The 22006-nt window shown below is 52.7% G+C and carries 20 protein-coding genes; 14 read left to right on the top strand and 6 right to left on the bottom strand.

Going from position 1 to position 22006, the window contains the following annotated elements; translation table 11 throughout:
* Window positions 1–30: 30 nt before the first annotated feature.
* The 13 genes from atpF to phoU all read left to right on the top strand — a co-directional run bounded on the left by atpF (window position 31) and on the right by phoU (window position 14500).
* A complete protein-coding gene (gene atpF, locus OOJ59_RS19175; protein WP_003023796.1) occupies window positions 31–501 on the top strand; it encodes a F0F1 ATP synthase subunit B in 471 nt (156 codons plus the stop codon).
* A 14-nt stretch (window positions 502–515) separates the two neighbouring features.
* Window positions 516–1049, top strand: coding sequence for a F0F1 ATP synthase subunit delta (gene atpH, locus OOJ59_RS19180; RefSeq protein WP_006687767.1), 534 nt, complete (start codon window positions 516–518; stop codon window positions 1047–1049).
* Between the two features lie 12 nt (window positions 1050–1061).
* Complete coding sequence (atpA, locus tag OOJ59_RS19185; protein WP_003023802.1) at window positions 1062–2603, top strand: F0F1 ATP synthase subunit alpha; 1542 nt, start codon at window positions 1062–1064, stop codon at window positions 2601–2603.
* Between the two features lie 50 nt (window positions 2604–2653).
* Window positions 2654–3517, top strand: a complete 864-nt coding sequence (atpG, locus tag OOJ59_RS19190) for a F0F1 ATP synthase subunit gamma (RefSeq protein ID WP_006687765.1) — start codon at window positions 2654–2656, stop codon at window positions 3515–3517.
* A gap of 26 nt (window positions 3518–3543) precedes the next feature.
* Window positions 3544–4926 (top strand): F0F1 ATP synthase subunit beta, encoded by a 1383-nt coding sequence (gene atpD, locus OOJ59_RS19195; RefSeq protein ID WP_006687764.1) that lies wholly within the window; start codon window positions 3544–3546, stop codon window positions 4924–4926.
* 20 nt (window positions 4927–4946) lie between these two features.
* Window positions 4947–5366 (top strand): F0F1 ATP synthase subunit epsilon, encoded by a 420-nt coding sequence (locus tag OOJ59_RS19200; RefSeq protein WP_003023809.1) that lies wholly within the window; start codon window positions 4947–4949, stop codon window positions 5364–5366.
* Window positions 5367–6021: 655 nt separating this feature from the next.
* Window positions 6022–7392 (top strand): bifunctional UDP-N-acetylglucosamine diphosphorylase/glucosamine-1-phosphate N-acetyltransferase GlmU, encoded by a 1371-nt coding sequence (gene glmU, locus OOJ59_RS19205; protein ID WP_042311407.1) that lies wholly within the window; start codon window positions 6022–6024, stop codon window positions 7390–7392.
* Between the two features lie 349 nt (window positions 7393–7741).
* Window positions 7742–9571, top strand: a complete 1830-nt coding sequence (gene glmS, locus OOJ59_RS19210; protein ID WP_038635767.1) for a glutamine--fructose-6-phosphate transaminase (isomerizing) — start codon at window positions 7742–7744, stop codon at window positions 9569–9571.
* A 334-nt stretch (window positions 9572–9905) separates the two neighbouring features.
* Window positions 9906–10946: a phosphate ABC transporter substrate-binding protein PstS gene (gene pstS / locus OOJ59_RS19215; protein WP_038635764.1), complete on the top strand. Its 1041-nt coding sequence runs from the start codon at window positions 9906–9908 to the stop codon at window positions 10944–10946.
* A 144-nt stretch (window positions 10947–11090) separates the two neighbouring features.
* Window positions 11091–12050 carry a phosphate ABC transporter permease PstC gene (gene pstC, locus OOJ59_RS19220; protein ID WP_038635761.1) on the top strand — a complete coding sequence of 320 codons (960 nt, stop codon included), beginning with the start codon at window positions 11091–11093 and terminating at the stop codon, window positions 12048–12050.
* Window positions 12050–12940 carry a phosphate ABC transporter permease PstA gene (gene pstA / locus OOJ59_RS19225; protein ID WP_003827037.1) on the top strand — a complete coding sequence of 297 codons (891 nt, stop codon included), beginning with the start codon at window positions 12050–12052 and terminating at the stop codon, window positions 12938–12940. Before pstC ends, pstA begins: the two co-directional genes overlap by 1 nt.
* Before the next feature lie 46 nt (window positions 12941–12986).
* Complete coding sequence (gene pstB / locus OOJ59_RS19230) at window positions 12987–13760, top strand: phosphate ABC transporter ATP-binding protein PstB (protein WP_003023821.1); 774 nt, start codon at window positions 12987–12989, stop codon at window positions 13758–13760.
* Window positions 13761–13774: 14 nt separating this feature from the next.
* Window positions 13775–14500: a phosphate signaling complex protein PhoU gene (gene phoU, locus OOJ59_RS19235; RefSeq protein ID WP_038635754.1), complete on the top strand. Its 726-nt coding sequence runs from the start codon at window positions 13775–13777 to the stop codon at window positions 14498–14500.
* A 52-nt stretch (window positions 14501–14552) separates the two neighbouring features.
* Here phoU and yieH read toward each other — a convergent pair whose 3' ends face one another.
* A complete protein-coding gene (yieH, locus tag OOJ59_RS19240) occupies window positions 14553–15218 on the bottom strand; it encodes a 6-phosphogluconate phosphatase (protein WP_038635752.1) in 666 nt (221 codons plus the stop codon).
* Between the two features lie 167 nt (window positions 15219–15385).
* Between yieH and adeP the strand changes: the two genes are divergently transcribed.
* A complete protein-coding gene (adeP, locus tag OOJ59_RS19245; RefSeq protein ID WP_006687753.1) occupies window positions 15386–16723 on the top strand; it encodes an adenine permease AdeP in 1338 nt (445 codons plus the stop codon).
* A 56-nt stretch (window positions 16724–16779) separates the two neighbouring features.
* Here the strand turns inward: adeP and OOJ59_RS19250 are convergent, their stop codons facing one another.
* From OOJ59_RS19250 to mnmE, 5 genes are all read right to left on the bottom strand, one after another.
* Window positions 16780–17346 (bottom strand): NADPH-dependent FMN reductase, encoded by a 567-nt coding sequence (locus OOJ59_RS19250; protein WP_003023832.1) that lies wholly within the window; start codon window positions 17344–17346, stop codon window positions 16780–16782.
* Between the two features lie 30 nt (window positions 17347–17376).
* Window positions 17377–18126, bottom strand: coding sequence for a 4'-phosphopantetheinyl transferase family protein (locus tag OOJ59_RS19255; RefSeq protein WP_069323648.1), 750 nt, complete (start codon window positions 18124–18126; stop codon window positions 17377–17379).
* A 166-nt stretch (window positions 18127–18292) separates the two neighbouring features.
* Complete coding sequence (gene yidZ / locus OOJ59_RS19260; protein WP_038635741.1) at window positions 18293–19252, bottom strand: HTH-type transcriptional regulator YidZ; 960 nt, start codon at window positions 19250–19252, stop codon at window positions 18293–18295.
* Window positions 19221–20402 carry an MFS transporter gene (locus tag OOJ59_RS19265; RefSeq protein ID WP_159122105.1) on the bottom strand — a complete coding sequence of 394 codons (1182 nt, stop codon included), beginning with the start codon at window positions 20400–20402 and terminating at the stop codon, window positions 19221–19223. Before OOJ59_RS19265 ends, yidZ begins: the two co-directional genes overlap by 32 nt.
* Before the next feature lie 181 nt (window positions 20403–20583).
* Window positions 20584–21948: a tRNA uridine-5-carboxymethylaminomethyl(34) synthesis GTPase MnmE gene (gene mnmE / locus OOJ59_RS19270; protein ID WP_032945460.1), complete on the bottom strand. Its 1365-nt coding sequence runs from the start codon at window positions 21946–21948 to the stop codon at window positions 20584–20586.
* Window positions 21949–22006: the final 58 nt, after the last annotated feature.

Genomic DNA, 22006 nt, shown 5'->3' on the forward strand with positions numbered 1-22006 from the left:
AGAACGTTAACTAGATAGAGGCATTGTGCTGTGAATCTTAACGCAACAATCCTCGGCCAGGCCATCGCGTTTGTCCTGTTCGTTCTGTTCTGCATGAAGTACGTATGGCCGCCGTTAATGGCTGCCATCGAAAAACGTCAAAAAGAAATTGCTGACGGCCTTGCTTCTGCAGAACGAGCACATAAGGATCTTGACCTTGCAAAGGCCAGCGCGACCGACCAGCTGAAAAAAGCGAAGGCGGAAGCTCAGGTAATCATCGAGCAGGCGAACAAACGCCGTGCTCAGATCCTGGACGAAGCTAAAACTGAAGCAGAGCAGGAACGTACTAAAATCGTGGCACAGGCGCAGGCGGAAATTGAAGCCGAGCGTAAACGTGCTCGCGAAGAGCTGCGTAAGCAAGTTGCTATCCTGGCTGTTGCTGGCGCCGAGAAGATCATCGAACGTTCCGTGGATGAAGCTGCTAATAGCGACATCGTGGACAAACTTGTCGCTGAACTGTAAGGAGGGAGGGGCTGATGTCTGAATTTATTACGGTAGCTCGCCCCTACGCCAAAGCAGCTTTTGACTTTGCCGTTGAGCACCAAAGCGTAGACCGTTGGCAGGATATGCTGACTTTCGCCGCTGAGGTGACGAAAAACGAACAAATGGCAGAGCTTCTCTCTGGCGCATTGGCGCCAGAAACGCTCGCTGAGTCGTTTATCGCCGTGTGCGGTGAGCAGCTGGACGAAAGCGGCCAAAACCTGATTAGGGTAATGGCTGAAAATAACCGTCTGAATGCGCTCCCGGATGTTCTTGAGCAGTTTATTCATCTGCGTGCAGCCAGTGAGGCTATCTCTGAGGTAGAAGTCACTTCTGCCAATGCACTGAGTGATGAACAGCTTACGAAGATTAGTGCAGCGATGGAAAAACGTCTGTCACGCAAAGTTAAGCTGAATTGCAAAATCGATAAGTCTGTAATGGCAGGCGTAATCATCCGAGCGGGTGATATGGTCATTGATGGCAGCGTACGCGGCCGTCTTGAGCGCCTTGCAGACGTCTTGCAGTCTTAAGGGGACTGGAGCATGCAACTGAATTCCACCGAAATCAGCGAACTGATCAAGCAGCGCATTGCTCAGTTCAATGTTGTGAGCGAAGCTCACAACGAAGGTACTATTGTTTCTGTAAGTGACGGTGTTATCCGCATTCACGGCCTGGCCGATTGTATGCAGGGTGAGATGATTTCCCTGCCGGGTAACCGTTACGCTATCGCACTGAACCTGGAGCGCGACTCCGTAGGTGCTGTTGTGATGGGTCCATACGCTGACCTCGCCGAAGGCATGAAGGTTAAGTGTACGGGTCGTATTCTGGAAGTTCCGGTTGGCCGTGGCCTGCTGGGTCGTGTGGTGAACACTCTGGGTTCCCCGATTGACGGTAAAGGTCCGGTTGATAACGATGGCTTCTCGCCAATCGAAGTTATCGCACCGGGCGTAATCGAACGTCAGTCCGTCGACCAGCCAGTGCAGACCGGTTATAAATCTGTTGATGCCATGATCCCAATCGGACGTGGCCAGCGTGAGCTGATCATCGGTGACCGTCAGACCGGTAAAACCGCGATGGCTATCGATGCCATCATCAACCAGCGTGATTCCGGCATCAAATGTGTGTACGTGGCTATCGGCCAGAAAGCGTCCACCATTTCTAACGTGGTTCGTAAACTGGAAGAACACGGCGCACTGTCCAACACCATCGTTGTGGTGGCGACCGCGTCTGAATCTGCTGCACTGCAATACCTGGCGCCATATGCCGGTTGCGCAATGGGCGAATACTTCCGTGACCGCGGTGAAGATGCACTGATCGTTTACGATGACCTGTCTAAACAGGCTGTTGCTTACCGTCAGGTTTCCCTGCTGCTCCGTCGTCCGCCAGGACGTGAAGCATTCCCGGGCGACGTATTTTACCTCCACTCCCGTCTGCTGGAACGCGCATCCCGCGTTAACGCGGAATATGTTGAGAAGTTCACCAATGGTGAAGTTAAAGGTAAAACCGGCTCCCTGACCGCTCTGCCGATTATCGAAACCCAGGCGGGTGACGTTTCTGCGTTCGTTCCGACCAACGTAATTTCTATTACCGATGGTCAGATCTTCCTGGAAACCAACCTGTTCAACTCCGGTATTCGTCCGGCAGTTAACCCGGGTATCTCCGTATCTCGTGTAGGTGGCGCAGCGCAGACCAAGATCATCAAGAAACTGTCCGGTGGTATTCGTACCGCGCTGGCGCAGTATCGTGAACTGGCCGCGTTTTCTCAGTTCGCTTCCGACCTGGATGAAGCTACGCGTAAGCAGCTGAGCCACGGTCAGAAAGTAACTGAACTGCTGAAGCAGAAACAGTATGCGCCAATGTCTGTTGCACAGCAGGGTGTGGTGCTGTTTGCGGCTGAACGCGGTTACCTCGAAGATGTGGAACTGGCGAAAATCGGTAGCTTCGAAGCCGCTCTGCTGGCTTACGTCGACCGTGACCACGCTCCGCTGATGCAAGAGATCAACCAGTCCGGTGGCTATAACGATGAAATCGAAGGCAAGCTGAAAGCTATCCTCGATTCCTTCAAGGCAACCCAGTCCTGGTAACGTCTGGCGGTCTGTCTTAGGACGGACCGCAAGGCATTGAGGAGAAGCTCATGGCCGGCGCAAAAGAGATACGTAGTAAGATCGCAAGCGTCCAGAACACGCAGAAGATCACTAAAGCGATGGAGATGGTCGCCGCTTCCAAAATGCGTAAATCGCAGGATCGCATGGCGGCCAGCCGTCCTTATGCAGAGACCATGCGCAAAGTGATTGGTCACCTTGCGAATGGTAATCTGGAATATAAGCACCCTTACCTGGAAGAACGCGACGTTAAACGTGTGGGCTACCTGGTGGTGTCGACCGACCGTGGTCTGTGCGGTGGCTTGAACATTAACCTGTTCAAAAAGCTGCTGGCGGATATGAAAACATGGTCCGATAAAGGCGTTCAGTGCGATATCGCAATGATCGGCTCTAAGGGCGTGTCTTTCTTTAACTCCGTTGGCGGTAATGTGATTGCTCAGGTAACCGGCATGGGGGATAACCCTTCCCTGTCCGAACTGATCGGTCCGGTTAAAGTGATGCTGCAGGCCTACGACGAAGGTCGTCTGGACAAACTGTACGTTGTCAGCAACAAATTTATTAACACCATGTCTCAGACGCCAACCATCACCCAACTGTTGCCTTTGCCGGCATCAGATGATGATGAATTGAAGCGTAAATCCTGGGATTACCTGTATGAGCCAGACCCGAAAGCGCTGCTGGATACCCTGCTGCGTCGTTATGTCGAGTCTCAGGTTTATCAGGGCGTGGTGGAAAACCTGGCCAGCGAGCAGGCCGCACGTATGGTGGCGATGAAAGCCGCGACCGACAATGGCGGCAGCCTGATTAAAGAGCTGCAGTTGGTATACAACAAAGCTCGTCAGGCCAGCATTACTCAGGAACTCACCGAGATCGTCGGTGGTGCATCCGCGGTATAACCAGGTTAATTCGTAGAGGATTCAAGATGGCTACTGGAAAAATTGTCCAGGTAATCGGCGCTGTGGTTGACGTCGAATTCCCTCAGGATGCCGTACCGCGCGTGTACGATGCTCTTGAGGTTATGAATGGTAAAGAGAGCCTGGTGCTGGAAGTTCAGCAGCAGCTCGGCGGCGGTATCGTACGTACCATCGCCATGGGTTCTTCCGACGGTCTGCGTCGTGGTCTGGAAGTTAAAGACCTCGAGCACCCGATCGAAGTCCCGGTAGGTAAAGCAACCCTGGGCCGTATCATGAACGTCCTGGGTCACCCGATCGACATGAAAGGCGATATCGGTGAAGAAGAGCGTTGGGCTATCCACCGTGCAGCGCCTACCTATGAAGAATTGTCCAGTTCTCAGGAACTGCTGGAAACCGGCATCAAAGTTATCGACCTGATGTGTCCGTTCGCGAAGGGCGGTAAAGTTGGTCTGTTCGGTGGTGCGGGTGTAGGTAAAACCGTAAACATGATGGAGCTGATCCGTAACATCGCGATCGAACACTCCGGTTACTCAGTGTTTGCGGGCGTTGGTGAACGTACTCGTGAGGGTAACGACTTCTACCACGAAATGACCGACTCCAACGTTCTGGACAAAGTATCCCTGGTATATGGCCAGATGAACGAGCCGCCGGGAAACCGTCTGCGCGTTGCTCTGACCGGTCTGACCATGGCTGAGAAGTTCCGTGACGAAGGTCGTGACGTTCTGCTGTTCGTTGATAACATCTACCGTTACACCCTGGCCGGTACTGAAGTATCTGCACTGCTGGGTCGTATGCCATCAGCGGTAGGCTACCAGCCGACCCTGGCGGAAGAGATGGGTGTTCTACAGGAACGTATCACCTCTACCAAAACCGGTTCTATCACCTCCGTTCAGGCGGTATACGTACCTGCGGATGACTTGACTGACCCATCCCCAGCAACCACCTTTGCTCACCTGGATGCAACCGTGGTACTGAGCCGTCAGATCGCATCCCTGGGTATCTACCCGGCCGTTGACCCGCTGGATTCCACCAGCCGTCAGCTGGATCCGCTGGTTGTTGGTCAGGAACACTACGACACCGCGCGTGGCGTACAGTCCCTGCTGCAGCGTTATCAGGAACTGAAAGACATCATCGCCATCTTGGGTATGGATGAATTGTCTGAAGAAGATAAACTGGTGGTAGCACGTGCGCGTAAGATCCAGCGCTTCCTGTCCCAGCCATTCTTCGTTGCGGAAGTATTCACCGGTTCTCCAGGTAAATACGTTTCCCTGAAAGACACCATCCGTGGCTTTAAAGGCATCATGGAAGGCGAATACGACCACCTGCCAGAGCAGGCGTTCTACATGGTTGGTTCCATCGAAGAAGCTGTGGAAAAAGCCAAAAAACTTTAACGCCTTAATCGGAGGGTGATATGGCAATGACTTACCACCTGGACGTCGTCAGCGCAGAGCAACAAATGTTCTCTGGTCTGGTCGAAAAAATCCAGGTAACGGGTAGTGAAGGTGAACTGGGTATTTTCCCGGGTCACGCTCCGCTGCTCACCGCCATTAAGCCTGGTATGATCCGCATCGTTAAACAGTTCGGTCATGAAGAGTTTATCTACCTGTCCGGCGGCATTCTCGAAGTGCAGCCTGGCAGCGTGACCGTACTGGCTGACACCGCGATTCGCGGACAGGATCTCGATGAAGCGAGAGCCCTGGAAGCGAAGCGTAAGGCTGAAGAGCATATCAAGAGCTCTCATGGTGACGTGGATTACGCTCAGGCATCTGCGGAACTGGCCAAAGCGATCGCGAAACTACGCGTTATCGAGTTGACCAAAAAAGCGATGTAACACCGGCTTGAAAAACACAAGGCCAGTCTGGTTTCCAGGCTGGCTTTTTTTTCGCTTTGTTTCAGGAAAAATGGAAATAAAAAGCAGTTTTATTATTTCGTGATTTAGATCAAAAAAATATTGATTGGTTTAAAATTGAGGCGTAGACTCTTTTTTTTGTGATGTATATCACATAATAAACTCAGATAAAAAAGAGATACCAACATGAAATTGATCAACAAAATCATCGCCCTGTTCAGCAATATGAGTTTTTAGTCTTCCCTGCCTGCTCTGTGGCGCGATGCGTAATGCAGTTTATCAGCTAGCGCCATTTGTTAAATTCCCCCCCTCCTGCTCTTTTCTTTCACATCGTATTGTCGTGTTTGCCTTTTCTGCTTCCCACTGAATTGCATGCCTAAAATCATACCTTCGCTAATGTCATTCTTTATTTATGCGGCAAAAAAATAGCAAAAACATCCACCTAAGGCTTTAATAAGAGCAGACTGCTGGTTTTGGGGAGACAAAACACGTAGATATAGACGAAAATAGACAGTTATCAGATGGGGAATTTCCCCGATTGAACGTTTTATCTTCGGTCCATTTCACGATGAAAAAAATGTAGTATTTTCAATGTGAAACGGTATAAATTCGTTCTCAAATTACAGTCAGGACGTGTATGTTGAATAATGCTATGAGCGTCGTGATCCTTGCCGCAGGCAAAGGCACGCGTATGTATTCCGATCTCCCTAAAGTGCTGCATACCCTCGCAGGAAAACCGATGGTGCAGCATGTCATTGATGCCGCTAACGAATTAGGCGCGACTCACGTACATCTGGTCTACGGACACGGTGGTGATTTGCTTAAGCAGACGCTGAAAGATGGCAACCTGAACTGGGTACTGCAGGCCGAGCAGTTGGGTACCGGTCATGCAATGCAACAGGCGGCACCATTCTTTAGTGATGACGAAGACATTTTAATGCTCTATGGCGATGTGCCGCTGATCTCCACCGAAACACTACGTCGCCTGCGTGATGCTAAACCGCAGGGTGGAATCGGCTTGTTAACGGTTAAACTGGACGACCCATCGGGTTATGGGCGAATTACGCGTGATAACGGTAAAGTCACAGGCATTGTTGAACATAAGGATGCCACTGACGAGCAGCGTCAAATCCAGGAAATCAACACCGGCATCCTGATTGCCAACGGCGCAGACCTGAAGCGCTGGCTGTCCAAACTGACCAACAACAACGTGCAGGGTGAATACTACATCACCGATATCATTGCGATGGCATATCAGGAAGGGCGCGAAATTGCTGCGGTACATCCGGCACGAATCAGTGAAACGGAAGGGGTGAACAACCGTCTTCAGCTCTCTCGTCTGGAGCGTGTTTATCAGTCCGAGCAGGCAGAAAAACTGCTGCTGGCGGGCGTGATGCTGCGCGATCCGGCACGTTTTGATCTTCGCGGTACGCTTATTCACGGGCGCGATGTCGAAATTGATACTAACGTTATCATTGAAGGTAACGTAACCGTTGGGGATCGCGTCAAGATTGGCGCTGGCTGCATCATCAAAAACAGCGTGATTGGTGATGGTTGTGAGCTAAGTCCGTACAGCGTGGTGGAAGATGCGCATCTGGAAGCAGCATGCACCATCGGTCCTTTCGCGCGTCTGCGCCCGGGTGCAGAGCTGCAGGAAGGCGCACACGTGGGTAACTTTGTCGAAATGAAAAAAGCGCGTCTGGGTAAAGGCTCTAAAGCGGGTCACCTGACCTATCTGGGCGATGCGGAAATTGGCGATAACGTAAACATCGGCGCCGGTACGATCACCTGCAACTACGATGGCGCGAATAAATTTAAAACCATTATTGGCGATGATGTGTTTGTCGGTTCCGATACTCAGCTGGTGGCACCTGTCACCGTGGGTAAAGGCGCCACCATCGCGGCGGGGACGACCGTAACTCGCGATGTTGCCGATAACGAACTGGTATTAAGCCGTGTGCCTCAGGTCCATAAACAAGGCTGGCAGCGCCCGGTGAAGAAAAAGTAATTCAGTTTTTGCCGGATGGTGGCCTGCGTGCGGTGACGTTCTGTAGGCCTGATAAGCGTGAGCGCCATCAGGCAGACCAGAGACGAGGGGATAACATAATCCTCCGCTCAACAAGCAGTACCATAAAAATAACCCCACTCTCTACAAGGCTCGGGGCGCCCGGAATACGGGTATTACCCAAAGTATTTCGCGCTGTAGCAAGGCGGCAAGCTTGGGAATCTACGGGAGCTTACTAAAGTAAGTGACCGTAGTGAGCAAGCGTAGCCAACGTAGCTACGGAGTGAAAGACGAAGGGGAAACAGGTCAGCGACAACGACAGGCACAATGCCTAAATTCGGAATCAAAAAATATGTGTGGAATTGTTGGCGCTATCGCGCAGCGTGATGTAGCTGAAATCCTTCTCGAAGGTTTACGTCGTCTGGAATATCGTGGTTATGACTCTGCAGGTCTGGCCGTTGTCGATGCTGAAGGCAATATGACTCGCCTGCGTCGTCTGGGTAAAGTGCAGATGCTGACTGCTGCAGCGGAAGAACATCCGCTGCATGGCGGTACCGGTATCGCTCATACCCGTTGGGCGACCCACGGAGAACCTTCAGAAGCGAACGCGCATCCCCATGTTTCTGAACACATTGTCGTGGTGCATAACGGCATCATTGAAAACCATGAACCGCTGCGTGAACTGCTGAAAACGCGTGGTTACACCTTTGTTTCTGAAACCGATACCGAAGTGATTGCTCACCTGGTGCACTGGGAGCTGGAACAGGGTGGGACGCTGCGTGAAGCCGTACTGCGTACTATTCCGCAACTGCGCGGTGCCTACGGGACGGTGATCATGGATACCCGTAGCCCGGAAACGCTGCTGGCGGCTCGTTCTGGTAGCCCGCTGGTGATTGGTCTGGGTATGGGTGAAAACTTTATTGCTTCCGATCAGCTGGCGCTGCTGCCGGTAACCCGTCGCTTTATCTTCCTGGAAGAGGGTGACATCGCGGAAGTGACCCGTCGTTCGGTCTCTATTTTCGACAAGTCTGGCGCGGAAGTGAAACGTCAGGATATCGAATCGAATCTGCAATATGACGCGGGCGAAAAAGGTATTTATCGCCACTACATGCAGAAAGAGATCTACGAACAACCGAATGCGATTAAAAATACGCTGACCGGGCGCATTAGCCACGGTGAAGTGGATTTAAGCGAGCTGGGTTCGCGTGCTAATGAGCTGCTGTCTCAGGTTGAGCATATCCAGATTATCGCCTGTGGCACGTCATACAACTCCGGTATGGTGTCCCGCTACTGGTTTGAGTCGCTGGCCGGTATTCCTTGTGATGTCGAAATCGCTTCTGAATTCCGCTATCGCAAATCTGCCGTGCGTCGTAACAGCCTGATGATCACCCTTTCCCAGTCTGGTGAAACGGCGGATACCCTGGCGGGTCTGCGTTTGTCTAAAGAGCTGGGCTATCTGGGCTCGCTGGCTATCTGTAACGTACCGGGGTCCTCTCTGGTGCGTGAATCCGACCTGGCGATGATGACCAATGCCGGTACCGAAATCGGTGTGGCCTCCACGAAAGCCTTTACCACTCAGTTGACCGTTCTGCTGATGCTGGTGGCGAAGCTGTCTCGTCTGAAAGGTCTGGATGCGTCTATTGAGCAAGAGATCGTTCATGGTCTGCAGGCGCTGCCGAGCCGTATTGAGCAGATGCTCTCCCAGGACAAACGCATTGCCGCTCTGGCGGAAGGTTTCTCTGATAAGCACCATGCGCTATTCCTGGGCCGTGGCGATCAGTATCCGATTGCGCTGGAAGGCGCGCTGAAGCTGAAAGAGATCTCTTATATTCACGCTGAAGCTTATGCCGCAGGCGAACTGAAGCACGGTCCGCTGGCGCTGATCGATGCCGATATGCCGGTTATCGTGGTCGCACCGAACAACGAACTGCTGGAAAAACTGAAATCCAACATTGAAGAAGTTCGTGCCCGCGGCGGTCAGCTGTACGTCTTTGCCGATCAGGATGCTGGCTTTACCAGTAGCGAAAACATGCACATCATCGAGATGCCGCATGTGGAAGAGGTGATTGCACCGATCTTCTACACCGTTCCGCTGCAACTGCTGGCGTATCACGTGGCGCTGATTAAAGGTACCGACGTGGACCAGCCGCGTAACCTGGCGAAGTCGGTTACCGTGGAATAAGCCGTACCTCGCTGAACTGAAAATGCCCTGCTTAAAGCGGGGCATTTTTTTAAGCTTGTTCTGTTTTTAATCAATTATCCCGCCTGTTTTATGTGACAAACCGTCATCTTCAGCTACTGTTTTCAGTGTCATAAAAAGAAAATTTTGCCGAAATATGATTGTCACATAATCGATTAACCTTCTGTTTTTATACTGTTTTTAATTGTTCCTGGCGCATTATTTTTCATTGTCATAAAAATGTCATATTTTGTACATTTAACTGTCACCTGTTTGTCCTATTTTGCTCACAGTAGCAACTCAAACAACAATTTACGAAAACCGTGCAGGAGACATTATGAAAGTTATGCGTACCACTGTCGCAACTGTTGTCGCCGCGACCTTATCCATGAGCGCGTTCTCTGCCTTTGCCGCAGCGAGCCTGACAGGTGCAGGTGCAACTTTTCCTGCGCCAGTGTATGCCAAATGGGCAGATACCTATCAGAAAGAGACTGGTAGCAAAGTAAACTACCAGGGTATCGGCTCCTCCGGTGGTGTAAAACAAATCACTGCGAATACCGTTGATTTCGGTGCCTCAGATGCGCCGCTGTCTGACGAAAAACTCAATCAAGAAGGCTTGTTCCAGTTCCCGACCGTGATCGGCGGTGTGGTGCTGGCGGTGAATATCCCTGGCCTGAAATCCGGCGAGCTGGTGCTTGACGGTAAAACGCTGGGCGACATCTACCTCGGCAAAATTAAGAAGTGGGATGATGAAGCCATCACCAAACTGAACCCAGGTCTGAAACTGCCTTCGCAGAACATCGCCGTTGTGCGTCGTGCTGACGGTTCCGGTACTTCCTTCGTCTTCACCAGCTACCTGGCAAAAGTGAACGAAGAGTGGAAATCTAAAATTGGTTCCGGTTCTACCGTTAACTGGCCGACCGGTCTGGGCGGTAAAGGTAACGACGGTATCGCCGCATTCGTCCAACGTCTGCCGGGTTCAATCGGCTACGTTGAGTACGCTTACGCTAAGCAGAACAATCTGGCGTACACCAGGCTGGTCTCTGCTGATGGCAAACCGGTAAGCCCGACCGAAGAGAACTTTGCTAACGCCGCGAAAGGCGCTGACTGGAGCAAAACCTTCGCTCAGGATCTAACCAACCAGAAAGGTGACGATGCGTGGCCAATCACTTCCACCACCTTCATTCTGGTACATAAAGAGCAGAAGAAACCTGAGCAGGGCGCTGAAGTGCTGAAGTTCTTCGACTGGGCGTACAAAAATGGCGGCAAACAGGCTAATGACCTGGATTATGCCAGCCTGCCGGACAGCGTGGTTGAGCAGGTTCGTGCTGCATGGAAAACCAACGTGAAAGACAGCAGCGGTAAAGCGCTGTACTAATAGAATATCTTTGACGAATTGGCGGATGGCGCTACGCTTATCCGCCCTACGGTTTCTACCGTAGGCCCTGAGTGTAGGCCGGATAAGCGTAGCGCCATCCGGCATGGGCAACTTAGTAAACGCGTTTAACTTAAAGAGTGATTTATGGCTGCAACAAAGCCTGCTTTTAACCCACCGGGTAAAAAAGGTGACATGATATTCAGCGCGCTGGTAAAACTGGCTGCGCTGATTGTGCTATTGATGTTGGGTGGCATCATTGTCTCTCTGGTTATCTCCTCCTGGCCAAGCATTCAGAAATTTGGTTTCTCCTTCCTGTGGACTAAAGAATGGGATGCGCCAAACGATATCTACGGTGCATTAGTCCCGATTTACGGTACGCTGGTCACCTCGCTTATCGCACTGCTGATTGCCGTTCCGGTGAGTTTCGGCATTGCTTTGTTCCTGACTGAACTTGCGCCCGGCTGGCTGCGTCGCCCGCTGGGTATCGCTATTGAGCTGCTGGCGGCAATTCCAAGTATCGTGTACGGCATGTGGGGCCTGTTTATCTTTGCTCCGTTGTTTGCGACTTATTTCCAGGAACCGGTCGGTAACATCCTTTCCAACATTCCGTTTGTTGGCGCGTTGTTTGCTGGTCCGGCGTTTGGTATTGGGATTCTGGCTGCGGGCGTGATCCTCGCCATTATGATTATTCCTTACATTGCGGCGGTTATGCGCGATGTGTTCGAACAAACGCCGGTGCTGATGAAAGAGTCAGCCTACGGCATCGGTTGTACCACCTGGGAAGTTATCTGGCGCATCGTCCTCCCGTTCACCAAAAATGGCGTGATCGGCGGCGTGATGTTGGGTCTGGGTCGCGCACTTGGCGAGACCATGGCGGTGACCTTTATCATCGGTAACACCTATCAGCTCGACAGTGCATCGCTGTATATGCCGGGCAACAGTATTACCTCTGCGTTGGCGAATGAATTTGCCGAAGCGGAATCAGGTCTGCACGTTGCCGCGTTGATGGAGTTGGGCCTGATTCTGTTTGTGATCACCTTCATCGTACTGGCTGCGTCTAAGTTCATGATCATGCGCCTTGCGAAGAACGAGGGGGCACGCTAATGGCTACGCTTGAAATGCAAAACACCACTGCGCTTGCGGAGTCCCGCCGTAAAATGCAGGCGCGTCGCCGCCTGAAGAACCGTATCGCCCTGACGCTCTCTATGGCGACCATGGCGTTCGGTCTGTTCTGGCTTATCTGGATCCTGATGTCCACGATTACCCGTGGTATCGACGGTATGTCGCTGGCGCTGTTCACCGAAATGACGCCGCCGCCGAATACAGCTGGTGGTGGTCTGGCGAACGCTCTGGCCGGTAGCGGACTGTTGATCCTGTGGGCGACCGTGTTTGGTACCCCGCTGGGTATTATGGCGGGCATCTACCTGGCTGAGTACGGACGTAAGTCCTGGTTGGCTGAGGTCATCCGCTTTATCAATGACATCCTGCTTTCTGCGCCATCAATCGTGGTCGGTCTGTTCGTTTACACCATTGTGGTAGCAAAAATGGAGCACTTCTCCGGCTGGGCGGGCGTTATCGCGCTGGCGCTGCTGCAGGTGCCCATTGTTATTCGTACTACAGAGAACATGCTCAAACTGGTGCCGGACAGCCTGCGTGAAGCTGCCTATGCGCTGGGTACGCCGAAGTGGAAGATGATTTCTGCGATCACCCTGAAGGCGTCTGTCTCGGGCATTATTACAGGTGTCCTGCTGGCTATTGCGCGTATTGCCGGTGAAACGGCTCCGCTGCTGTTTACATCGCTCTCCAATCAGTTCTGGAGTACCGACATGATGCAGCCTATCGCCAACCTGCCGGTCACTATCTTTAAGTTTGCGATGAGCCCGTTTGCTGAGTGGCAGCAACTGGCCTGGGCTGGGGTACTGATTATTACCCTGTGCGTACTGCTGCTGAACATTCTGGCGCGCGTTATTTTCGCGAAGAAGAAACACGGTTAATTTTTACGGCGTGGCTGATGCGGCGCCGGATGAGGAATAGATTGAAATGAGTATGGTTGATACTGCCCCGGGTAAGATTCAGGTTCGTGATTTGAACTTCTACTATGGCAAATTCCATGCCCTGAAGAACATCAACCTGGATATTGCTAAAAACCAGGTTACGGCGTTTATCGGGCCGTCAGGCTGTGGTAAATCGACGCTGCTTCGTACGTTCAACAAAATGTTTGAGCTGTACCCGGAACAGCGTGCGGAAGGTGAAATCCTGCTGGATGGCGACAATATTCTCACCAATACCCAGGATATCGCGCTGCTGCGTGCCAAAGTGGGGATGGTATTCCAGAAGCCGACGCCGTTCCCGATGTCCATCTACGACAACATCGCGTTTGGCGTACGTCTGTTTGAGAAACTCTCTCGTGCGGATATGGACGAGCGTGTGCAGTGGGCATTGACTAAGGCCGCATTGTGGAACGAAACCAAAGATAAATTACACCAGAGTGGGTACTCTCTCTCTGGTGGTCAGCAGCAGCGTCTGTGCATTGCGCGTGGCATCGCCATTCGCCCGGAAGTGCTTCTGCTGGATGAGCCATGTTCAGCGCTCGACCCGATCTCTACCGGGCGTATCGAAGAGCTGATCACCGAGCTGAAAGAGGATTACACCGTTGTTATCGTGACCCACAACATGCAGCAGGCGGCACGTTGTTCCGATCACACGGCATTTATGTACCTGGGCGAGTTGATTGAGTTCAGCAACACGGACGATCTGTTCACCAAGCCCGCGAAGAAACAAACTGAAGACTACATCACCGGTCGTTACGGCTGATTCAGGAGCTTGTTGTGGATAACCTTAACCTAAATAAACATATTTCCGGCCAGTTCAACGCAGAGCTGGAAAGCATCCGTACCCAGGTGATGACCATGGGCGGCATGGTGGAGCAGCAGCTTTCTGATGCGATTACCGCCATGCATAACCAGGACAGCGAGCTGGCGAAGCGCGTCATTGAAGGCGATAAGAACGTCAACATGATGGAAGTGGCGATCGACGAAGCCTGCGTGCGTATTATTGCCAAACGTCAGCCGACCGCCAGCGACCTGCGCCTGGTGATGGCGATTATCAAAACCATCGCTGAGCTGGAGCGTATTGGCGACGTGGCGGACAAAATTTGTCGCACCGCGCTGGAGAAATTCTCGCATCAGCATCAGCCGCTGCTGGTCAGCCTGGAATCACTGGGCCGCCACACTGTGCAGATGCTGCATGACGTGCTGGATGCGTTTGCGCGTATGGATCTGGACGAAGCGGTACGTATTTATCGTGAAGATAAGAAAGTTGACCAGGAATATGAAGGCATCGTGCGTCAGCTGATGACCTATATGATGGAAGACCCGCGTACTATCCCAAGCGTGCTTACCGCGCTGTTTTGCGCCCGTTCCATCGAGCGTATCGGTGACCGTTGCCAGAATATCTGCGAATACATTTTCTACTTCGTGAAGGGACAAGATTTCCGTCATGTAGGTGGTGATGAGCTGGATAAGCTGCTGGCGGGGAAAGATCCGAAAGAGTAATAAAAACGTAGAAAATAGGCCGGATGAGCGTCAGCGCCATCCGGCATTTCAGTTAACGCGTAATATTCCATCCGCGCGCTTTCCACAATTCCGGCAACTGGGCCAAATCGGTAAAAGTCGTCACTTTTGGATGATCGATCGGTTTGTTGTGCGGATCGGCGCAGAAATAGAATACTTCCATTCCCGCCGCAATCCCCGCCTGCGCGCCAGCACTGGAATCATCGACCAGAATGCAGTTCTCAACGTTGACGTCCATCGCTGTTGCCGCATGAAACATCAGGTCCGGATCGGGCTTCCAGCGTTGGATATCGTAACCGCTGAACAATAAATCAGGAAAATGGTGCAACATGCCCAGCTTACCCAGCGAATGCTGCATTTTACTGACCGGACCGTTAGAGACTACGCACATGGGCACTGTCATACTGTCCAGTAGCGCATTAGCGCCAGCGATCACCTCCAGTTCCGTATCGAACAGACGTGCGACCTCAGCGCGGTAAACCGGTTCTAAATCAGCTCTTGCCAGTTCGACACCGTGCTCTTCGTTGATAATGTCGATGATCTCGTACAGCTTTACCCCTTTGAAGCGTTTAAAAATTTCTTCAAGATCGAGCGTAATGCCGAACGCCTGGAACATGCTGACATACGCGCGAGAACAAATCACTTCACTGTCGACAAGGGTACCGTCACAGTCAAAAAATACGGCTTCTATCTGGGACATGTCATTTCCATTTTAACAAGTTTAACGTTTTCGTAATGCATTATTGGGCCACGCAATCGTTGCCGTATAAGCAAAATCAATGAAAAAAGTTGCTCATAACCCAACCCTATTGTCGCATTTTGGTATAGGATAGCGACGAATTTTCCCTCCTTGTTCGGAAATTGATAATGAGTCAACAACACACAACCCAGGCTTCTGGCCAGGGGATGCTGGAACGCGTGTTCAAACTGCGCGAACATGGCACGACGGCACGGACCGAAGTGATCGCCGGTTTAACGACCTTCCTGACGATGGTGTATATCGTTTTTGTTAACCCGCAAATTCTTGGCGTAGCTGGCATGGATACCAGCGCCGTCTTTGTTACCACCTGTCTTATTGCTGCTTTTGGTAGCATCCTGATGGGCCTGTTTGCCAACCTGCCGGTCGCCCTTGCGCCTGCTATGGGCCTGAACGCATTCTTTGCTTTCGTGGTCGTCGGCGCGATGGGCCTCTCCTGGCAGATTGGTATGGGCGCTATCTTCTGGGGCGCGGTAGGTTTGCTGCTGCTGACAATTTTCCGCGTACGTTACTGGATGATTGCAAATATCCCGGTTAGCCTGCGCGTGGGGATCACCAGCGGTATTGGTCTGTTCATCGGCATGATGGGGCTGAAAAACGCTGGTGTTATCGTGGCGAACAAAGACACGCTGGTGTCCATCGGCAACCTGACGTCTCACAGCGTGCTGCTCGGTATTCTGGGCTTCTTTATCATCGCGATTCTGGCGTCACGCAACATTCATGCGGCGGTGCTGATCTCCATCATTGTGACCACGTTACTGGGCTGGATGCTGGGCGATGTGCATTACAACGGTATCGTCTCTGCGCCACCGAGCGTGATGTCCGTTATTGGCCATGTCGATCTGGCCGGTTCGTTTAATATTGGCCTGGCGGGGGTGATTTTCTCATTCATGCTGGTCAACCTGTTCGACTCCTCCGGTACGCTGATTGGCGTTACGGATAAAGCCGGTCTGGCGGATGCGAAGGGCAAGTTCCCGCGTATGAAGCAGGCGTTGTATGTAGATAGCGTGTCATCTGTTACCGGCGCGTTTATCGGTACTTCTTCCGTTACCGCGTATATTGAATCTTCTTCCGGGGTTTCTGTCGGCGGACGTACCGGTCTGACAGCCGTGGTCGTTGGCCTGCTGTTCCTGCTGGTTATCTTCCTGTCGCCGCTGGCGGGAATGGTGCCGGGCTATGCCGCGGCCGGTGCGCTGATTTACGTCGGTGTGCTGATGACATCAAGCCTGTCGCGCGTGAAGTGGGATGACCTGACAGAAGCGGTTCCTGCGTTTATTACCGCCGTGATGATGCCGTTTAGCTTCTCGATTACCGAAGGTATCGCGCTGGGCTTTATTTCCTACTGCGTGATGAAAATCGGGACCGGACGTTTGCGCGATCTCAGCCCGTGCGTCATCGTTGTCGCGCTGCTGTTTGTACTGAAGATTGTGTTTATCGACGCGCACTGATCGCTGTTTATTTGGTTTTAGAAAGACAAGCCCGGCAAATCGCCGGGCTTTTTCGTTTACGCTTTCACGCGCTGAATGTAGTCGCCAAATGCGGTCAGTTGACCAGTCAGATGGTCCAGCGTGCTTTGGTCGATTACTTCACCCGTCTGCGGATCCACCTTGTTCTGAATTACCCCGCCCATAAATTCCGGCTTGTTCATCACCATGGCGTCGAGGAACACCAGGATCTGACGAAGATGGTACTGACAGCGCGCGCCGCCAATAGCGCCCATTGAGCTGGTCTGAATCAGCACCGGCTTGCCAGATAATGGCTGATCGGGCAGGCGGGACAGCCAGTCGATGGCGTTTTTCAGTCCGCCAGGAACAGAATAGTTATATTCCGGTGTCACAATAACAACACCATCAGCTTTCCTTATTTGCTCTGCCAGCGCTTCTACGCTGGCCGGGAAGCCTTCTTCCTGCTGGAGGTCGGCATCGTACAGCGGGATATCACCAATCGACGGTAACGCGCTCACTTCCATTCCTGCGGGCGCAATTTTAGGCAGCGTGCGGGCAACCATGCCGTTAAACGAACCTTTGCGCAGACTTCCCAGTAACGTAACAACATTCAATGTTTCAGACATGGTGACTCCTGTTTCATCATGAAGGTTAAATCAGTTAAGCGTATGGCTTTTCGCTGCGCATAATTGAGAGAACCGGATCAGACGACCCGTTGGCTCATTGGCGCGAGTCTGGATATCAGGCAAACTTTTCCAGTCCTGTTTACCATCAAACTCCCAAACCTTGAGTTTTTCAATGGTTGGCGTAACCGCAACCGACCACACCAGCACATCTTCCGCATCGCAAATGGCTTCCACCTGCGCAACATGGGCACATTTCAGACGTCCTGCGCCGGGTAAGAGCTGCAGTTCGCGCGGATCGTCATTACACACATCGCCGGTGAGTTTGAGAACGCTCTGGCGCAACGTAATAAGCTGCGCACGTGCTTCGTTTGGGTCGTTTTGGTTATTGATCCACAGGTTTTCGTTACTGGAGAAGCGCCAGGTTTGTGTTGAATTCGGATTGTGAAAACCCCGTGTCGCTCGCTGAAGCTCCATATCCAGGCCGCAAACACCTTCTGTTGTCAGCGCAACGCCAACGATATTTCCAGCATAAGAAATCGAAAATCCCGGCAGGTTTTTATCGCGAAAAACGGGCTTACCTTTCGCCTCAGTAACAATCTCAGGCAACGTGCTGGTGCCGTAAAGCATGAACATCAGTTCTGCGAGAAGGCTTCGGGAGGCCAGGAAACGTGTTCGGCGGTGAGCGGGTAGATTTCTTGCTTCAATGTGACATGGAGTAGGGAGACGAACTGAAACCAGGTGTCCCTCCGTAAGAATCCCTCTGGCAAAATGTGTCGCCATTTTTCGCTCCGTGATTAATGGTCCGTTATTATTACCAGAGTAACATTTACACGGCGTTCAGGCAGGTTTTACGGGCTAAAAAATAAACGGAAATGGAGTACATTACGCGACATTTACATTTCTGTTGCCAGAATGGTCATTTAAGCAACACTCTGGCGGCGGATCGTCAGGACATATCGCGATACAACGCCTTGATCGTGTCTTTCAGCCAGACGATCTTCGGATTATGGCTGTTACGTTTATGCCAAAGGAGAGTGAACGGTACGCGCATTTTCTCTAACTGTGCAGCATCAAATGGCATAGGACGCGCCACTAGCGGAAGCTGGTGGAGTTGGTTATAACGCTGACAATAGACCGGCGCGGTGGCTATCAGCGCATGATCCGGCTGGGCGGCCATAAACAGCGACTGCTCAAAACCTGGCAGGCATAACGCGATATTGCGTGTGCGCCCCATCTCCTGAAGCACATCGTCCAGCGCCCAGGTATCGCTTTGCTCCCAGCTAATACTGATGTGGGGATAGCGCAGAAATGTGTCCAGACTCCACTCTTCCTGCAATGCCGGATGATCTTCACGTAGCCAGACGCAAGGGAGATCGGAAAACAACACTTCATGGTCGATCGACAACGGCAGTAGGCTCAGCAGTTCTCGCGAACGCGGATGGCTTTCGCGACCGGTGAAGCCGATATCCACCTCGCCGCGAATAATCGCATCCAGCGAATCATAGTCCCAGTTGCGTATTTTGATTGTCGCCTGGGGATAACGCTGATAGATCTGCCGGGAGAGGGCGTTGAACATGATCATTACCAGCGGCGTTTCGGCCACCAGATCAAACTTCAACCCGCGCGGAGCCTCATGGTGCGGCTTATCCAGCAATTGATTGCTCATCTGCATCCACTCTGCCAGATTCTGCTCCATGCTGACCATTAACGGCGTCGGCGTAAGTCCCAGCGGGGTGTTTACAAACAACGGGTCGTCAAACCAGGTCCGCAGTTTCGACAGCGACTTACTGACCGCCGACGGCGTGACGTTCATCCGTTTGGCGGTTTTGGTAACGCTGCGTTCCTGCATCAATAACTGCAGGCACAGCAACAAATTAAGATCGAGACTGCTGAGGGATTTCTTCATGAGTTGGCGCGGACCGGTTGGGGGCAACAGTGATAATCAGCATGATACTCACTATGCTACAGCCAATCAGAATCCCGATCAGCATATTCAGCGCATCAAGGCCGAGGACCGCTGCCAGCCAAATCCATAATGATGAGCCACAAACCTGCGCAATACCTAACGCCGAGCTGGCAACCCCTGCCCGCAGCGAGAACGGCCCCAGCGCCTGACTCATGGCGACACCAAAACCAACCGAGAACCCGGCGCAGATTAAGGTCAGCCCAAACAGCGTCACCGTATGCGAGCTGGCGAGGGTTAACACTACGCCCGCAGCCAGAAACAGCACCTGCGAGGTCAACATCAGAACGCGAGGCTTAAACACGCTCAGAGCAAATGGTGTGGAGAAAGAGACCGCCATACTGATACCTGCGGTCATGGCCATTGTGGTGGCGTACTCGCCGCGGTCGAAGCCCATCACTTCCATTAGCAACACCGGAGAGGTATTCACGAAGGTCAGGATCACCGACACACTGAGAGTGGTAATGGCCAGACGGCTTAAGAAAAAACGGTTCACCAAAGACTCGTTGGTGTGGTTCTTTGGTATAGACGCCGTGAGGGTCGCTGGGCGTGATTCTCGCAGGATAAATACCGACAGCAAGCATACGACCACACCCATACCGATCATCGTGTAGAACAGGCTTTGCCACGGGTATTTGAGCATAATCAGATGCCCCATCACCGGAGCCAGTACCGGTACGATACAGGTGATTCCGTTCAACAGCGACAGCACTTTTGCCCGGCGGCGATCGTCGAGCGTATCGCGCAGAATAGCGAAGGCCACCACATAGCAGCAGCCTGCGCCTACGCCCTGAATAAAGCGGCCGACCAGGAACGGTGTACCGCTCTCGGCAAATGAACACAGCGCAGAGGCGAAAATAAAGATGAGGGCGCCGACTATGGCGACCGGTTTACGTCCTGACTGGTCGGCGACTTTTCCGGCGAAAAGCATCGCCGTCGCCATTCCCGCCAGATAAACCGAAAACGCGATATGCAGTTGCGCCTCGCTGGCCTGTAGATCGGCCGCAATACGGGGCAGCCCCACCAGATACATATCAATACCGGCGGGATAAAGTAGAACCAGGGCAAAACTGCAGATTAGAAAGCGTGTCATAGCGACCTCATAAGGAATGTGGCGCTAAGGATACGGGCAGAGAGTCAACTGCACGAGTTGCCATTTGGACAACAGTGTTTTCCTCATGGGAAATTATTGTTGCAGGACGGGAGTGTAAACACCTTCTCCAGACGACGGGGCCTGTAGGCCCGGTAGGCATCGCGCCACCGGGCAACACACGTTACTTACCAATACAGAAGCTGGAGAAAATCCGTCCCAGCAGATCGTCGGAGGTAAATTCACCGGTAATCTCACTGAGGTTTTGCTGAGCCAGACGTAGCTCCTCTGCCAGCAATTCCCCGGCCCATGCTCCGAGCAGTTGGGCTTTGCCCTGCTCGAGATGTTCCGCCGCTTCTGCCAGCGCCTGCAGGTGACGACGACGCGCCAGGAAGCCGCCTTCCATATTGGTTTCAAAGCCCATGCTCTGCTTGAGATGGTTGCGCAGCACGTCAACGCCTTCACCGGTACGTGCGGAGAGGCGCACCAGTGAGTGACCATTTACTTCACTCAGGCCCAGCGTTTCACCGGTAATATCCGCTTTGTTACGCACCACGGTAATAGGTAGTTTGGCAGGCAGACGGGCAATAAAGTCGGGCCAGATGTCAGCCGGGTCCACGGCGTCGGTGGTGGTGCCATCAACCATAAACAGTACGCGATCGGCCTGTTCGATTTCCTGCCATGCGCGTTCGATCCCAATTCGTTCCACTTCATCGCTGGCATCGCGCAGACCGGCGGTGTCGATGATGTGCAGCGGCATGCCGTCGATATGGATATGCTCACGCAGTACGTCGCGGGTGGTGCCGGCGATGTCGGTGACAATGGCGGCTTCGCGGCCTGCCAGCGCGTTCAGCAGGCTTGATTTCCCGGCGTTCGGGCGACCAGCAATCACCACCTTCATCCCTTCGCGCAGCAGGCTGCCCTGACGCGCTTCGGCACGTACGGCATCAAGGTCGCTGATAACGCTATTGAGCTGCGCTTCAATCTTGCCGTCAGACAGGAAGTCGATTTCTTCATCCGGGAAATCAATCGCCGCTTCCACGTAGATGCGCAGGTGAGTGAGCGCTTCCACAAGATGATTTACCCGTGCGGAAAAGGCGCCCTGCAACGAGTTCAGCGCCGAGCGAGCCGCTTGCTCCGAGCTGGCATCGATCAGGTCGGCAATCGCCTCGGCCTGGGCTAAATCGAGCTTATCATTGAGAAACGCGCGCTCGGAGAATTCACCGGGTCTGGCAATGCGCAGCCCGGGAATGGTCAAAATACGTTTGAGCAGCAGATCAAGAATCACCGGACCGCCGTGACCTTGCAGCTCTAAAACGTCTTCACCGGTAAAGGAGTTTGGGCCGGGAAACCACAGGGCAATGCCTTGATCCAGCGCGCTGCCATCCGCGTCTTTAAACGGCAGATAGTCGGCATAACGCGGTTTTGGCAGTTTGCCCAGTACGGTTTCTGCGACCTCGCGCGCTTTCAGGCCGGAGATACGCAGGATACCCACGCCACCACGTCCCGGAGGGGTGGCCTGAGCGACGATGGTGTCGTTATGGCTCATGATATGTCTCTTTGTGATGCAATAAAAAAGGCGGTCTAATGACCGCCCTTTACATTAT

The organism is Citrobacter sp. W9, assembly GCF_026719375.1.
GTDB classification, from domain to species: Bacteria; Pseudomonadota; Gammaproteobacteria; order Enterobacterales; family Enterobacteriaceae; genus Citrobacter; species Citrobacter werkmanii.